General features: G+C 68.0%; 9 protein-coding genes and 1 tRNA gene. 4 read left to right on the top strand and 6 right to left on the bottom strand.

Annotation, left to right across the window (positions count from 1 at the left end; translation table 11 throughout):
• Positions 1–207: 207 nt before the first annotated feature.
• From D5301_RS22100 to D5301_RS22090, 3 genes are all read right to left on the bottom strand, one after another.
• On the bottom strand, positions 208–3,234 hold the full coding sequence (locus D5301_RS22100) for a ligand-binding sensor domain-containing diguanylate cyclase (RefSeq protein ID WP_153856906.1): 3,027 nt from the start codon (positions 3,232–3,234) through the stop codon (positions 208–210).
• Positions 3,235–3,411: 177 nt separating this feature from the next.
• On the bottom strand, positions 3,412–4,821 hold the full coding sequence (locus D5301_RS22095; protein ID WP_153856905.1) for an ATP-binding protein: 1,410 nt from the start codon (positions 4,819–4,821) through the stop codon (positions 3,412–3,414).
• Between the two features lie 6 nt (positions 4,822–4,827).
• A complete protein-coding gene (locus D5301_RS22090; protein WP_110711733.1) occupies positions 4,828–5,556 on the bottom strand; it encodes a response regulator in 729 nt (242 codons plus the stop codon).
• A gap of 204 nt (positions 5,557–5,760) precedes the next feature.
• On the opposite strand from D5301_RS22090, the gene D5301_RS22085 reads away from it, so the two are divergent.
• Genes D5301_RS22085 through D5301_RS22075 form a run of 3 tightly spaced genes read left to right on the top strand, consistent with a single transcriptional unit; the run spans position 5,761 to position 10,393 of the window.
• Positions 5,761–7,002 (top strand): efflux RND transporter periplasmic adaptor subunit, encoded by a 1,242-nt coding sequence (locus tag D5301_RS22085; RefSeq protein ID WP_324187375.1) that lies wholly within the window; start codon positions 5,761–5,763, stop codon positions 7,000–7,002.
• On the top strand, positions 6,999–8,957 hold the full coding sequence (locus tag D5301_RS22080; protein ID WP_110711731.1) for a MacB family efflux pump subunit: 1,959 nt from the start codon (positions 6,999–7,001) through the stop codon (positions 8,955–8,957). The genes D5301_RS22085 and D5301_RS22080 overlap by 4 nt, the downstream gene beginning before the upstream one ends.
• On the top strand, positions 8,954–10,393 hold the full coding sequence (locus tag D5301_RS22075; protein ID WP_153856904.1) for a TolC family protein: 1,440 nt from the start codon (positions 8,954–8,956) through the stop codon (positions 10,391–10,393). The genes D5301_RS22080 and D5301_RS22075 overlap by 4 nt, the downstream gene beginning before the upstream one ends.
• Positions 10,394–10,525: 132 nt before the next feature.
• Here D5301_RS22075 and rlmB read toward each other — a convergent pair whose 3' ends face one another.
• The 3 genes from rlmB to rnr form a co-directional block, all read right to left on the bottom strand.
• Positions 10,526–11,269, bottom strand: a complete 744-nt coding sequence (gene rlmB, locus D5301_RS22070) for a 23S rRNA (guanosine(2251)-2'-O)-methyltransferase RlmB (protein WP_005408775.1) — start codon at positions 11,267–11,269, stop codon at positions 10,526–10,528.
• 163 nt (positions 11,270–11,432) lie between these two features.
• Complete coding sequence (locus D5301_RS22065; protein WP_153856903.1) at positions 11,433–11,915, bottom strand: GFA family protein; 483 nt, start codon at positions 11,913–11,915, stop codon at positions 11,433–11,435.
• Between the two features lie 102 nt (positions 11,916–12,017).
• Positions 12,018–14,483 carry a ribonuclease R gene (gene rnr / locus D5301_RS22060; RefSeq protein ID WP_153856902.1) on the bottom strand — a complete coding sequence of 822 codons (2,466 nt, stop codon included), beginning with the start codon at positions 14,481–14,483 and terminating at the stop codon, positions 12,018–12,020.
• A 128-nt stretch (positions 14,484–14,611) separates the two neighbouring features.
• Between rnr and D5301_RS22055 the strand changes: the two genes are divergently transcribed.
• Positions 14,612–14,696 (top strand) — tRNA-Leu (locus D5301_RS22055).
• The last annotated feature ends 228 nt before the right edge of the window (positions 14,697–14,924 follow it).

The following is a 14,924-nucleotide window of genomic DNA, read 5'->3' as shown; positions in this document are numbered from 1 at the left end:
CCATGGCGCGGATACCCCCGCGAACCCACCCTGCCCGGCCTTCGACAGGTTGCTGGCCGCCACGGAAAGATCAGAAAAAGCGGGAGCAACCGCGGGTCGCTGCGCTCGTTGGGGGCTGCCGATCACTTCTGTGGTGGGTCACTTCTCTGGTGGGTGCCGACCGTTGGTACGGCAACACCCGTAGATCCACGCCATGCGTGGATGCGATCACCCAATGCTCGTACGATCGCGGCCATCGCTCTTGGCGCGGTACAGCGCGCGGTCTGCGCGCTGGTACAGCAGTGCCGGGGTGCGGTCGTCGGCATCCAGTTCCACCAGGCCCGCGCTGAAGGTCACGCGCAGTCCGTCCACCCCGGCCCAGTCGGGATGGTCGTGGAACAGGCCGCGCAGGCGCGCGCACAGCTGTGCGGCTTCCTCCAGGCGGGTGTCGTTGAGCAGCAGCGCGAACTCTTCGCCGCCGGTCCGCGCCGGCAGGTCCGAGTCGCGGCTGGCGGCAGCGATCAACCGTGCCACCTGCACCAGCACGGCATCACCGATGCTGTGGCTGTGGCGGTCGTTGACGTCCTTGAAGTGGTCGATATCCAGCACCACCAGGCACAGCGGATGACCGCTGCGCTGCGAACGCGCGAAGTCGCGCGCCAGCGTTTCATCGAAAGCACGGCGGTTGGCCAGGCCAGTCAGTGCGTCCTCGCGGGCCTGCCGTTCGAAGGCCTCGGCCTGGCGTGCGAGGCGCTCGGCCAGTTCAGTCTTTTCCTGGTTCAGCGCCTGCAGGTGCACGGTCTTGGCCTGCAGGTCGAAGGTGGCTTCATCCACCCGCCGCGCCAGGCGCAGGTTGCTGGCCTTCAGCTGCTGCAGCAGCAGGCGGTACAGCGCCACCAGCCCGGCCAGCAGCATCAGTCCACCCAGCACCTGCACGCTGCGTCGCTGCCACCAGAACGGCTCCACGGTGAAGCTCCATACCGCTTCCTGCTGGCCCCAGCTGCCACCCGGATGAGCCGCTGCCACGTGCAGGGTGTAGTCGCCCGGCGGCAGGCCGACGAACTCCACGCTGCGCTGCGGACCGCGTTCGACCCACCCCGCATCCAGGCCGTCCAGCCGCGTGCGGTAGCGGATCCGGTCAGACATCAGGTAGCTCAGGCCGACATAGCTCACCGTCAAGCGGCGGCCGCCGGGAATGTAGTTGCGGTCCGGGCCCTCCCAATGCACCGGTGCACCATCCACCTGCACGCTTTCAATCGCTGCCGGCGGTGAAAGACGCTCGCGGAAGCGCTGCAGGCGCTGCGGATCGACGGTGCTCAGGCCACCGACGGTGACCACCCAGAACGTGCCGTCCTGGCGCAGGATCGCCGATGGGCTGGAGCTGCCGTTGGCCTGCGCGTTGGCCATGCCGTCGATCTCGTTGTAGCGCTCCACCACCACCCGCGGCGTGCGGCCATCTGCCACGGCGTTGAGCGTGGCCATGTCGGTGCGCAGCACGCCGCGGTTGCTGCTGATCCAGACGTTGCCCAGGCGGTCCGGCACCAGCTGGAACACCGTGTCCACCGGCATGCCCTGCTCCAGGCCAACCCGCGCCAGCGTTCCATCCTGCCAGCGATACAGGCCACGGTCGCTGCTGATCCACATTGCGTCGCCCAGCTGGTGGAAGCCGAACACGCTGCGGCCACCGCCCATCGGGGCCAGGTCAATCGCCTGCACGCGGTCGCCGCGCAGTACGCGGATGCCTTCGATGGTGCCGATCCACAGGTTGCCCTGATGGTCATGCTCAAGCGCGGTGATCAGGCCACCGGGCATGCCCGGGACGTTCGATACCTGCACGCGATCACCCTCGATGCGGACCACGCCCTTCTGAGTGCCGGCCCAGACGCCGCCCTGCGGATCGACGCTGATCGCCCGGATGTTGCCGCCCGGCATGCCATCGGCGGCCGCATAGTTGTGGCGCAGGCTGCCGTCGCGACCGAGGCGGTAGACACCGTCGCCGAAGGTCCCCACCCACAGGTCTCCATCAGCCCCCTGCGCCAGGCTCAGCACCGATGGCGCCTTGCCGCCGCGGTTGTGCAGTGGCACGGCACGGAAGCGGCCATCGGGCGTCTGCAGGTCGAGGCCGCTGGCACTGCCCACCCACAGCTGGCGGTCGCGATCCTCGAACACGGTGCGCACGTAGTCGCCGCTGAGACCGTCGCGTTCGGTGTAGCTGCTGAACAGCGTTTCGCGCAGGCGGTACAGGCCGCCATTGGCGCCCACCCAGATGCTGCCTTCGGCATCCTCGCGCAGGCTGACCACGCGCCCGCCCGGCAGGTTGAGGCCGGCCGGCAGCCGCTCCAGCCCATGTGCGGAGATGCGCAGCAGGCCCTGGTTCTCGGTGCCCAGCCACAGGTCACCATGGCGATCCTGCAGCATCGAGGTCATGTGCAGCTGGCCCGGCAGGCGGTGCACCAGCACCAGCTGATCGTCCTCCACCCGGTACAGGCGTTCGCCGGCCACGATCCACAACGCGCCATCCGGCGCGCGGTACGGCCACGACAGGCCGCTGCCCGCACCCAGGCCCCATGCAGCCGGCGCGCGCTTGAGCACGCCGTCGTTGTCGCGCAGCACCAGCCCGTCAAGGGTGCCGACCCAGACCCGGTCCTGCGCATCGACCACCAGCTTGGTGAAGCTCATCGCCATCGGCAGGCCAGCCGGCGGCGCCTGGTAGACCATGCCCTTGTCGGGCACCAGGTAACCCAGTCCCTTGCCTTCGTACAGCAGCCACAGGCGCCCCCGGCTGTCCATCTGCATGGACTGGATCAGCACCTGCGGGGTATCGGCCTGGTGCTCCCAGACCCGCCACTGGCCGTCATTGCCACGATGGCTGACATTGCCGCGCGAATCACTGATCCACAGCCCGCCCTGGCGGTCGACGAACAGCGCGCCGATGCCGTTGTCGCGCAGGCCCGGGCGGGTACTGCGGTCGAACACGGTGAAATCCAGGCCGTTGTAACGCACCAGGCCTTCCCAGGTGGCGAACCACAGGTGGCCTTCCGGCGTCTGCGCGATGTCACGCAGCGAGTTGTGTGGCAGGCCGTTGCGCGATGTCCACACATCGATGGCGTAGTCGCGCAGCGGGGGCGCACCGTCCTGTGCGGCCAGCGGCAGCGCAAGCGCCAGCAGCAGCCACAGCAGCCCCTGCCGCAGCACCCGCCTGAATCCTGATACGTGGCACTCCACCCAGCGCCGGTTGCCCCCCTGTCCGCCCATCAGTGCAGCGGCGGTGGCCAGACGCGGCTGCCAGGCCAGGCAGCGTGCGGGAACGGCCGGGCAGCGCGGAACGGCGTGCCGGCGGGAACGGGCTGGCTCATCGACGGGAAACTGGGGAGTTGCGCAGATGATAGGCCAAACCCCGGCCCGGGCGTCACCGTTGCCAGGCCGTCAGCCTCAGCCAGCCCGGCCCGGCGGCACCACCTGCGCGCTGGCTGGCCACTGCACCACCGCCTCCAGTCCGCCTTCGGCACGGTTGCGCAGCCACAGGCGGGCGCCGTCCTTCTCGGCCAGTGCGCGGGCGATGGTGAGGCCCAGCCCGGCACCGCCGGTTTCCCGCGAGCGCGAAGTTTCCACCCGCACGAACGGGTCGAACACCGCCTCCAGCTGATCCTCCGCCAGCCCGGGACCATCGTCCGACACCATCACGGTGATCGTGCCACCGCCGCGTTCCACCCGCACCCGCACCCGGTAGGCGTACATCACCGCGTTGTCCACCAGGTTGGAGAACAGGCGATGCATGGCCAATGGGCGCAGCATCAGCACCGCGCCGGTACCGCCCTCGAAGACGACATCGGCACCGCCCTCGGCGGCGTCTTCAACGATGCTCTCCAGCAGTGAATCCAGGTCCAGCGCGGCACGCTGCTCGGCGCTTTCGGCGCTGCGGGCCAGCTCCAGGCCTTCGCGCACCAGCGCCTGCATTGCCGCCAGATCGCCGATCAGGCGCTCGCGCAGCGCTTCATCGCTGACGTTCTCCAGGCGCAGGCGCAGGCGGGTCAGCGGGGTCTGCAGGTCATGGGTGATCGCCGCCAGCATCTGCGTACGCTCGGCCAGGTGCCGCTGCAGGCGGTGCTGCATGGCATTGAAGGCTTCGGCGGCACGCTGCACCTCGCGCGGCCCGCGCAGTGGCAAGGGATCACGCTGCAGGTCATCGCCGAGATCCTCGGCAGCGGCCGCCAGTTCCTGCAGCGGCGCGCTGGCCATGCGCGCGACGATGTAGGCCAGCACCGCGATCGCCAGCACCAGCAGGGTCAGGAACCACGGGTCCACGGCCAGGATGCCGTTGTGTGCCACCGCAGGCGAATCCAGCGCGAGCTTCAGCAGCGTGCCGTCGTTGAGGGTCACGTCGACCGCACGGCACTTGGGCGGGATGAACGCCGGATCACGTTCGCGTGGATGCCGGCGATGCCCCGGCGGCGGTGGTGGCAACAGATCCTGCAGCTTGGGAATGCAGGAGCGGAACGAAGCGAAATGCACATGCGCGCGTGCGACCGGGCCCGGCCGGTCATCCAGCACTTCCATCAACGCCGTATCGGCCCGCCCCAGGCGTGCACCTGGCTGCAGCGCGCGCACGCTCGGCCCGCCAACCTCCAGCAGGCGCTCGCGCAGTTCGGGATTGCCGTCGAGCAGGTTGACGTAACCCTGCAGGCGGTCGGCGATGCGGTTCAGGTTCTGCCGCTCGAACTCCTGCTGGCGTTTGGAGGTAGCCAGCATGGTCGCGCCGATCGCGGCCACGCTCATGCCCAGCAGCAGGATCACGAACAACCGCCCGACCATCGAGGACAGGAAATGACGCAGGCGCTTCATCGCGGCTTATTCCAGGTTCACCGAGGAGGCCAGCACATAGCCTTCGTTGCGCACGGTCTTGATCAGTCCGTCCGGGCCACCGTCGTCGCCCAGCTTGTTGCGCAGCCGGCTGACCTGCAGATCGATGGCACGGTCCTGCGCCTCGTAGTTGCGGCCGCTGCTGAGCGCGACCAGCTGCTCGCGCGACAGCACCTTGTTGGCATGGGCGATGAACACCCGCAGCAGGCGGAACTCGGCGCCGGACAGCACCACCACGCGATCGTCCGGATCGACCAGGTGGCGATGCTCCAGGTCGAACACCCAGCGCGAGAAACGCGCACGGCGCACCGACAGCGGCTCCAGGTTGGCCGGCAGCGCCTCGGTCCGGCGCAGCACGTTGCGGATGCGCGCCAGCAGCTCGCGCGGTTCGAACGGCTTGGCCAGGTAGTCATCGGCGCCCATTTCCAGGCCCAGCACGCGGTCGATCGGCTCGGCACGCGCAGTCAGCATGATCACCGGCGTGTTCGAGCGCGCGCGCAGGTCGCGGCACAGGGTCAGGCCATCCTCGCGCGGCAGGTTGAGGTCGAGCACGATCAGGTCCACGTGTTCGCGGTCCAGCAGCTGGCGCATGGCGGTGCCGTCTGCGGCCGTGCTTACCTGGTAGCCGGCACGGCCGAGCTGTTCGGCCAGCAGGGTGCGGATGTCGTTGTCGTCGTCGACGATCAGCAGTCGATGCATCGTGTTTTCAGTCTCCATGTCGCGATCATCCCGTGTCGGCAGCTGAACCGCATCCGGGGCAATGCGTACCAGTGTATCCAGCCATTGGCGGGATACCTGTGGTTACGCGTATTCACCGACAGTGTTACATAGAGACATACCCCGAGGATTGAGCCGCCCATCGCCCGGTCTTCACAATGCCCACCAACGCCGCCACCGCGGCCCCGAGAGTGAAGCCACGACGTGACGTTCCGCCTGCTGCCCGCGACCCGCCGGGGTCGCCTGATACTGATCGCCCTGCTCGCCCTTGCCGTTGCCGCAGCCGCCTGGTGGCTGCTGCGCAAGCCCGCCGCCCCGGCGGTGGCCACCTCGCCGGTCAGCCGCGGTGACATCGAGCAGACGGTGGACGCCACCGGCGTGATCGACGCCTACAAGCTGGTCAGCGTCGGTGCGCAGGCCTCGGGCCAGATCAAGTCGCTGAAAGTTCAACTGGGCGACACCGTGAAGGAAGGTGACCTGATCGCCGAGATCGACGCCACCACCCAGCAGAACCAGGTGCTCAACGCGCAGGCCTCGCTGGACCAGGTCACCGCCCAGCGCGCCGTGCAGCAGGCCACCCTGCGCCAGGCCGAACTGGAGTTCGCGCGCCAGCAGCAGATGCTGGCCGCCGAGGCCACCTCGCGCCAGGAATACGATGCCGCCGAGGCGCAGCTGAAGACCGCCCGTGCCCAGCTGCAGTCCTACGAGGCACAGATCAAGGGCCGCGAAACCGAACTGGGCACCGCCCGCGCCAACCTGGCCTACACCCGCATCGTGGCGCCGATGGACGGCACTGTGGTGGCGGTGGTGGCCGAGGAAGGTCGCACCGTGAACGCCAACCAGACCGCACCGACCATCGTCATGCTGGCGCGGCTGGACGTGGTCACGGTCAATGCCGAGATCTCCGAGGCCGACGTGGTCAAGATCAAGGCAGGCATGCCGGTGTACTTCACCACGCTGGGCGGTCCGGACCGCAAGTACCACGCCACGCTGCGCCAGATCAATCCGGCGCCGGCCTCGATCGCCAATGAAAACTCGTCCAGCTCCAGCAGCTCTTCCAGTTCCAGCTCCAGCAGCGCGGTCTACTACAACGCACTGTTCGATGTGGAAAACCCGGATGGCACGCTGCGCATCGACATGACCGCGCAGGTCTCGGTGCTGCTGAAGCAGGCCAAGGGCGTGCTGATGGTGCCGGCAGTGGCGTTGGGACCGAAGCGCCGTGGCGACGAGCGCATGGTGCGGGTGCTGGACGACAAGGGCCAGCCGCAGCCGCGCAAGGTCACCGTGGGCATCAACAACGGCGCCTCGGCCGAGATCCTGTCGGGGCTGAAGGAAGGCGAGCGCGTGGTGGTCGGCGAAGCCGGTGCGGCCGGTGCCAGCGCCGCCGGCGGCAACCGTGGCGGCATGCAGATGCGGGTTGGCGGCCCGGGCATGGGGCGCCGATGAGCACGACGGCGCCGCTGCTGCGCCTGCGCGACCTGCGACGCGAATTCCCGGCCGGCGATGATGTGATCGCCGTGCTGCGCGACGTCAATCTCGACATCCACGCCGGTGAGATGGTGGCCATCGTCGGCCAGTCCGGTTCGGGCAAGTCGACGCTGATGAACATCCTCGGCTGCCTCGACCGCCCTACCCGCGGCAGCTACCAGGTGGCCGGCCGCGAGACCGGAAAGATGGCGCCGGACGAGCTGGCCGAACTGCGCCGCGAGCATTTCGGCTTCATCTTCCAGCGCTACCACCTGCTCGGCGACCTGGACGCGCGCGGCAACGTAGAGGTGCCGGCGGTGTATGCCGGCAGCCCGGGCGCAGTGCGCAACGCGCGTGCCGAACAGCTGCTGCAGCGGCTGGGCCTGAGCGATCGCATGCACCACAAGCCGGGGCAGTTGTCCGGTGGCCAGCAGCAGCGCGTGTCGATCGCCCGTGCCCTGATGAACGGCGGCGAGGTGATCCTGGCCGACGAACCAACCGGCGCGCTCGATACGAAATCCGGCGAGGAAGTGATGGCGATCCTCGGTGAGCTGCACGCCGAAGGCCATACCATCATCATCGTCACCCACGACATGAGCGTGGCCGAACACGCGCAGCGCATCATCGAGATCCGCGACGGCGAGATCATCGCTGATCGCGCCAACCCGAATGCGCCGACCTACCGTGCGCAGCGCGAGGCCAGCACCGGCGTCGCCCGCGGCAACAGCTGGCGGGCCGCACGCGACCGCTTCACCGAAGCGTTCCGGATGGCGCTGCTGGCGATGAACGCACATCGGCTGCGCACCTTCCTGACCATGCTCGGCATCATCATCGGCATCGCCTCGGTGGTCTCGGTGGTGGCGCTGGGCAATGGCTCGCAACAACAGATCCTGCAGAACATCAGCGCGCTCGGCACCAACACCATCGACGTCTATCCCGGCCGTGGTTTCGGCGACATGCGCTCGGCGCGGGTACAGACGCTCAAGGCCAGCGACGCCGATGCACTGGCAAAGCAGAGCTACGTGGACAGCGCCACCCCCAGCGTGTCGACCTCGGTCACCGCCCGCTACCGCAACCAGTCCTCCACCGCCCAGGTCAGCGGCGTCGGCGAGCAGTTCTTCCGGGTCAAGGGCGTGACCCTGCTCAGCGGCAGCTTCTTCGATAGCGATGCGGTGAAGGGCCTGGGCCAGGTGGCGGTGATCGATGAGAACACCCAGACCCAGTTCTTCCCCGATGTCGACCCGGTCGGCCAGGTGATCCTGCTCGGCAATGTGCCGGCACGTGTGGTCGGCGTGGCCAAGCGCCAGAGTTTCGGTTTCGGCGGCAGCACCAGCCTCAGCGTGTGGGTGCCGTACACCACGGTGATGTCGCGCATGCTCGGCCAGAGCCACGTGTCCAGCATCACCGTGCGCGTGGACGACGACACGCCGATGGATGCCGCACAGGAAGCGATCACCCGCCTGTTGACCATGCGCCATGGCACCGAAGACTTCTTCCTTAGCAACAGCGCCGAAATCCGCCAGACCATCGAACAGACCACGCGCACGATGACGCTGCTGATCGGCGCCATCGCCGCCATCGCGCTGCTGGTCGGCGGCATCGGCGTGATGAACATCATGCTGGTCTCGGTCACCGAGCGTACCCGCGAGATCGGCGTGCGCATGGCCGTGGGTGCACGGCAGAGTGATATCCGCCAGCAGTTCCTGATCGAGGCGGTGCTGGTCTGCCTGCTTGGCGGCGTACTCGGCATCGGCCTGGCCCTGCTGCTGGGCTCGATGATCGGGCGCTTCGCCAGCGACTTCCAGGTGCTGTTCTCCACGGCCTCGATCGTTGCCGCGTTCGCCTGCTCGACCCTGATCGGCGTGGCGTTCGGCTTCCTGCCTGCGCGCAACGCCGCGCAGCTCGACCCGGTGGAGGCCCTGGCCCGCGAATGAAGATGATGACCCGACTGACCTTCCCTGCCCCCTCGCGCCTGCTGCTGGCCGGTGCCGTTCTGCTCGCCCTGTCCGGCTGCGCATCGATGGGCCGCTATCCGGTGCAGGACCCCGACGTGGCGGCGACCTACGGTCGTGGCGACGCCACCCTCAATGCGCCCGCCGACGATCCGCGCAGCAGCCTGGATACTCCGGGCCGCGACATCCGCCAGGACACCTGGTGGACCGGTTTCGGCGATGAGCGTCTCGACCGTCTGGTGGCGCAGGCGCTGGCCGCCAACAGCGATCTTGCCGCCGCTGGCCTGGCCGTGCAGCGTTCGCGCCTGCAGGCCGGACTGGCCAGCAACGCGCTGTGGCCACAGCCTTCGTCGTCCGGCGTCAGCGGCAATGCCAGCCGCGCCACCGACCAGGCCGACGACTGGCGCCGCAGCTATTCCACCGGCGTCTCGCTGGGCTGGGAAGTGGACCTGTGGGGCCGCCTGCGCACCCAGCGCGACATCGCCCGCTGGGAAGCCGAGGCCAGCGAGGAAGACCGGCAGAACACCGCGCTGCTGGTGATCAGCGACACCATCACCCAGTACTGGACGCTGGCTTACCTCAACCAGTCGATTGCCACCGGCCAGGCCAACCTGGAGCGCCTGGAACGCACCCGCGAACTGGTGCAGGCACGCTTCGACGCCGGTGCGGTATCGCGCCTGGAAGTACGCCAGGCGCTGCAGAACCTGCAGTCGCAGCGGTCTTCGCAGAGCGCACTGGAGCAGCAGCGGGTGGAAGTACGCAACGCACTGACCGTGCTGCTGGACGGCACGCCCTGGCCGCAGCAGGACGAACCGCAGGACCTGCTGGGCGCACGCAGCCCCAGCATCGCAGAGGGCCTGCCGACCGACCTGCTCGGTCGCCGTCCCGACCTGCGCGCGGCCGAACTGCGCCTGCGCAACAGCCTGAAGACCATCAAGGTCACCGCCACCCAGTACTACCCGGCGCTGAGCCTGACCGGCAGCCTCGGTTCCAGCGCGACCTCGCTGGGCGATGTGCTGCGCAACCCGGTAGCCACGCTGGGCGCCGGCCTGTCACTGCCGTTCCTCAATCTGCAGCGTGCGCAGCTGGATACCGATATTGCCGGCACCGCCTACCAGATCGCCGCCACCAACTTCCGCAAGACGCTGTACACCGCGCTGTCGGAAGTGGACAACGCGCTGTCGGCACGCGAGCAGCTGGCGCGCCAGGTAGCGGCCTCGCAGGCCTCGTACGACGAAGCGGTGGAAGTGGAACGCGCGCAGGAAGTGCGCTACCGCGTGGGCGCCACCGATCTGCGCACCTGGCTGGAAGCGCAGCAGACCCGGCGCGATGCCGAGCTGTCGCTGGCGCGCGTGCGCCAGGGCCAGCTGAACAACGACGTGACCCTGTTCAAGGCACTGGGCGGCAGCGCGGGGTGAGCTTTAGGAGCGCCAACCAAGGTTGGCGACTACCCGGTAGGTGTCGACCTTGGTCGACACGGCACATGAAGAAGGGGTCAGATCCCTCTCCAGCGGAGAGGGATCTGACCCCGATCACATCGCGCTGGCCGATCAACCGCGCTGGCGCACGGCCTCGAACAGGCTGACGCCGGCGGCGACGGAGACGTTCAGGCTCTCGATCTCGCCCGGCATCGGGATCTTGACCAGGCCATCGCAGTTCTCGCGGGTCAGGCGGCGCAGGCCATCGGCTTCGCCGCCCAGCACCAGGGCGATGTTGCCCTTCAGGTCCAGCTGGTACAGCGAGGCGGTGGCTTCGCCGGCCAGGCCGTAGATCCACACACCCTGCTTCTGCAGGTCCTTCAGGCAGCGCGACAGGTTGGTCACCGCCACCACCGGGATGAGATCGGCGGCACCGGCCGAGGTCTTGCGCACGGTGGCATTGACCGTGGCCGACTTGTCCTTGGGGATGATCACGGCAGTCGCGCCGGCGGCAGCCGCCGAGCGCAGGCAGGCACCGAGATTGTGCGGGTCCTGCACTTCGTCCAGCACCAGCAGCAGGGCCTTGCCCTCGGCCGCGGTGACCAGGCCTTCCAGCTCGTTCTCGCTGTAGGTGCGGGCGGCGGCATAGCGCGCGGCCACGCCCTGGTGGCGCACCGAACCGCCGACACCGTCCAGCGCCTGGCTGTTCACCTTGCGCACGTCGATGCCCTTGCGGCGGGCGTTTTCCTCGATCTCGGTCAGGCGCGGGTTCTTCGCACCGGCCTCGACCAGCACTTCGCGGACGTTCTCGGCGTCGTTCTCGATGGAGGAGGCGACGGCGTTGACGCCGACAATCCACTGGCTGTTCTTGCTCATGCGGGCGGGGACCGGAAAGGGGGTGGCTATGGTAGAGCATCGGCGGGCCGGGCGCTGCGGCCGGCCCTCTGTAGCGCCGAGCCCATGCTCGGCGGGCGGCGGGCGGCGGCCGATGAAGCCTGGACCCAGAGCAGCCGAGCGTGGGCTCGGCGCTACAGGTGGCTTATCGGCTGCGCGGCGGCCAGTGCGGGGTGTCGTGGTCCGGGTGCTGGTGGGACACGATGGTGGCCAGGAACTCCAGCGCCGCGACGTCTTCCTCGGTACGTCGCGCCGGCAGGCTGGACAAACTGTCGACGAACGGCAGCTTGCGCTCCACCCCGTACTGGATGGTCGGTGGCAGGCGTTCCGGCTCGTCGAAGGCACCGGCGGCCACGGCCACGCCATCCGGGGCTTCGTAGGTCAGGGGCGTTCCGCAGTCGGCGCAGAAGCCACGCCGCACCACGTTGGACGACTGGAAATAGCGCGGCTGGCCGCGGGTCCAGCTGAACTGCACGCCGCGCACCGACACCAGCGGCGCATAGTAGGCACCGAAGGCCTTCTGGCACATCCGGCAATGGCAGATCGAGCTGTCGGTCAGCTCGCCTCGCGCCTGGAAGCGGATCGCGCCGCACTGGCAGCCGCCGCTGTATTCGGGTTGACCCTGCATCTGCGGTCCTCCGTAACGTCGTGCCAACCAAGGTTGGCACCTACCGGGTGAGGTGGGTGCCGACCGGGTGAGGTGGGTGCCGACCGTTGGTCGGCACACCTTTCAATACTGCTTTTTCGCGCGCTTGGCCGGCTTGCCGCGCTCGGGCAGCGGCGGCAGGCCATCGCCCTCATCCTCACCCTTATGCTCGACCAGGCGGAAGTCGATCTTGCGTTCTTCCATGCTGGCCTTCAGCACCAGGATGCGCACGCGGTCGCCCAGCCGGTAGCTGCTGCCGCGGCGTTCGCCGGTCAGCGTCTTGCGGGTGGCATCGAACTTGTAATAGTCCTGCGGCAGCTGGGTCACATGGACCAGGCCCTGCACCTTCGACTCGTCCAGTTCCACGAACAGGCCGAAGCTGGTCACGCCGCTGATCACGCCGTCGAACTGGCCGCCCACGTGCTTTTCCATCCACGCCGCGCGGTAGCGCTCGTCGACTTCGCGCTCGGCCTCGTCGGCACGACGCTCACGCTCCGAACACTGCAGCGCCAGGGCTGCCATTTCGCGCGCGTTGTAGGTGAACTTGTCCAGCGGCTTGCCGGACAGCGCGTGCTTGATCGCGCGGTGCACAAGCAGGTCAGGGTAGCGACGGATCGGCGAGGTGAAGTGCGCGTACGCCTCCAGCGCCAGGCCGAAGTGACCGTGGTTTTCCGGGCTGTAGATCGCCAGGCTCTGGCTGCGCAGCAGCACCGATTCCAGCAGCGTGGCATCGGGGCGGTCGCGGATCTTCTTCAGCAGCTTGGTGTAATCGCCCGGGCGTACCTTCGACCACGGCGGCAGGCTCAGCTTGAACTCCTTGAGGAATTCCAGCAGGTCGGCGTACTTGGTTTCCGGCGGCTTCTCGTGGATGCGGTACGGCGCCGGCACATGGCGCGACAGCAGGTACCTGGCCGCCTCGACGTTGGCCGCGATCATGCATTCCTCGATCAGCTTGTGTGCGTCGTTGCGCACCAGCATGCCGGCCTGGGTGACTTCACCGCGGTTGTCCAGCACGAAACGTACTTCACTGCTTTCGAACTCGATGGCGCCGCGCTTGGCGCGTGCCTTGGACAGCACCTTGTACAGCTGGTGCAGGCGCTGCACCTGCGGCAGCAGGTCGCCCATCCAGGCCTTGGTATCGGCATCGTCCTCGCCCACCGCCTTCCACACCTGGGTGTAGGTCAGGCGCGCGTGCGAGTTCATCACCGCTTCGTAGAAGCGCGAATGCGTGACCAGGCCGTCGCGGTCGATCTGCATGTCGCAGACAAAGCACATGCGGTCGACCTTCGGCATCAGCGAGCAGATGCCGTTGGACAGCGTCTCCGGCAGCATCGGCACCACGAAGCCCGGGAAGTACACCGAGGTGGCGCGCTTCTGCGCCTCCTCATCCAGCGGCGTGCCGGGGCGCACGTAGTTCGAGACATCGGCGATCGCCACCACCAGGCGGAATCCCTCGGCATTCGGCTCGCAGTAGACCGCGTCGTCGAAGTCCTTGGCATCCTCGCCATCGATGGTGACCAGCGGCGTGCTGCGCAGGTCGACGCGGTCGCCGATCATCGCCGGCTCGACCACCAGCGGCACCGAAGCCGCTTCGTCCAGCACCTCCTGCGGGAACTCGAACGGCAGCTCGTGGCCGTGGATGGCGGTCTCCACCACCAGCGACGCGGTCAGCTTGTCGCCGAGCACGGCGATGATGCGGCCGATCGGCGGACGGCGGCTGTCCGGCGCCTGGGTCAGTTCGCAGACCACCAGCTGGCCGTCGCGTGCACCACCGGTCTGGTCCGGCGGTACCTGCACGTTGCGCTGCACGCGCTTGTCGTCGGGCACCACATAGTTGATGCCCATCTCGATGCTGAAGCGGCCGATCAGGCGGGTCATGCCGCGTTCGAGCACGCGGGCGATGCTGCCTTCGCGACGGCCACGGTGATCGATGCCGGTCACGCGGGCCAGCACCTTGTCGCCGTGCATGACCTTGCGCATCTCATATGGCGGCAGGAACAGGTCGTCACCACCCTCGACCGGGCGCAGGAAACCGAACCCTTCCGGGTTGGCGATCACCACGCCGGTGACCAGGTTCAGGGTCTGGATCGGGGCGAAACCGCCGCGACGGTTCTGCACCAGCTGGCCGTCACGGACCATGGCACCGAGCCGGCGCGACAGCGCCTCGGCCCGGTCCGGCGCGGTCAGGCCCAGGCGCGCGCCGAGTTCTTCGGCGGTCTGCGGCCCTTCGCAGCGCTCCAGCAGGGCCAGGATGGCCTCGCGGCTGGCGATGGGCTGTTCGTACTTTTCGGCTTCGCGGGCGGCATAGGGATCGTCGATCACCTTGCCGGTCGGCGGCAGCTTGCGGCCCGGGGCCGGGCCCGGGGTGGCGGCATCGGCGCTGCGGGCCTTGCGGCCACGCGGCGGTGCACCGCCTTCGTTCAATTCGGGGAACCAGCCCGGCAACGGCTTGCCCGGCTTGGTGGTGCGGGCCGTGCCCGCCTTGGCGCCCTTCTTCGGGGCCTGGCTGCGGGAGGTACTCCCGCCCTTGCTTGGTTTTTTGGTAGTCATCGCCCTACATGGTAGCCGCTGACGGTGTGCATAACGGGTCAGCGGCAGTCTTGAAGGCCTTGCATGAAAAATATTCAGGAAGTCGTTGACAGCCTGCGGATTCATCTTCACAATTGCGCCTCTGGAACGCCCAGGTGGCGGAATTGGTAGACGCACTAGTTTCAGGTACTAGCGGGTAAAACCGTGGAGGTTCGAGTCCTCTCCTGGGCACCAACGAAAAAATTCCTCGCTTCGGCGGGGATTTTTTTTGCCTGCAATTCGGGGCGGGGGCAGGGCCCTTCCCACAGGAAAAGGCTCTGACCCCAACGCGAGCCCCATGGGGTCGAATCCCGTTTCGCCTGCGAAACGGGATTCGACCCCGGATCTGCAAGAAGTGTTGACACCCCCGTAACAACACCCCATAATTTCGCTCCTCGACGCCCAGGTGGCGGAATTGGTAGA

The organism is Stenotrophomonas sp. MH181796 (genome assembly GCF_009659995.1).
Classification (GTDB): Bacteria; Pseudomonadota; Gammaproteobacteria; order Xanthomonadales; family Xanthomonadaceae; genus Stenotrophomonas; species Stenotrophomonas riyadhensis.
Note: the sequence above shows the minus strand (reverse complement) of the source record. Positions and strands in the feature narration are given on the sequence as shown.

What these genes read in the sequence shown, in the direction of transcription:
- D5301_RS22095 (WP_153856905.1), bottom strand. Translation starts at nt 4,821, where the DNA reads ATGAAGCGCCTGCGTCATTTCCTGTCCTCGATGGTCGGGCGGTTGTTC.
- rnr (WP_153856902.1), bottom strand. Translation starts at nt 14,483, where the DNA reads ATGACTACCAAAAAACCAAGCAAGGGCGGGAGTACCTCCCGCAGCCAG.
- D5301_RS22100 (WP_153856906.1), bottom strand. Translation starts at nt 3,234, where the DNA reads ATGGGCGGACAGGGGGGCAACCGGCGCTGGGTGGAGTGCCACGTATCA.
- D5301_RS22080 (WP_110711731.1), top strand. Translation starts at nt 6,999, where the DNA reads ATGAGCACGACGGCGCCGCTGCTGCGCCTGCGCGACCTGCGACGCGAA.
- D5301_RS22090 (WP_110711733.1), bottom strand. Translation starts at nt 5,556, where the DNA reads ATGGAGACTGAAAACACGATGCATCGACTGCTGATCGTCGACGACGAC.
- rlmB (WP_005408775.1), bottom strand. Translation starts at nt 11,269, where the DNA reads ATGAGCAAGAACAGCCAGTGGATTGTCGGCGTCAACGCCGTCGCCTCC.
- D5301_RS22075 (WP_153856904.1), top strand. Translation starts at nt 8,954, where the DNA reads ATGAAGATGATGACCCGACTGACCTTCCCTGCCCCCTCGCGCCTGCTG.
- D5301_RS22065 (WP_153856903.1), bottom strand. Translation starts at nt 11,915, where the DNA reads ATGCAGGGTCAACCCGAATACAGCGGCGGCTGCCAGTGCGGCGCGATC.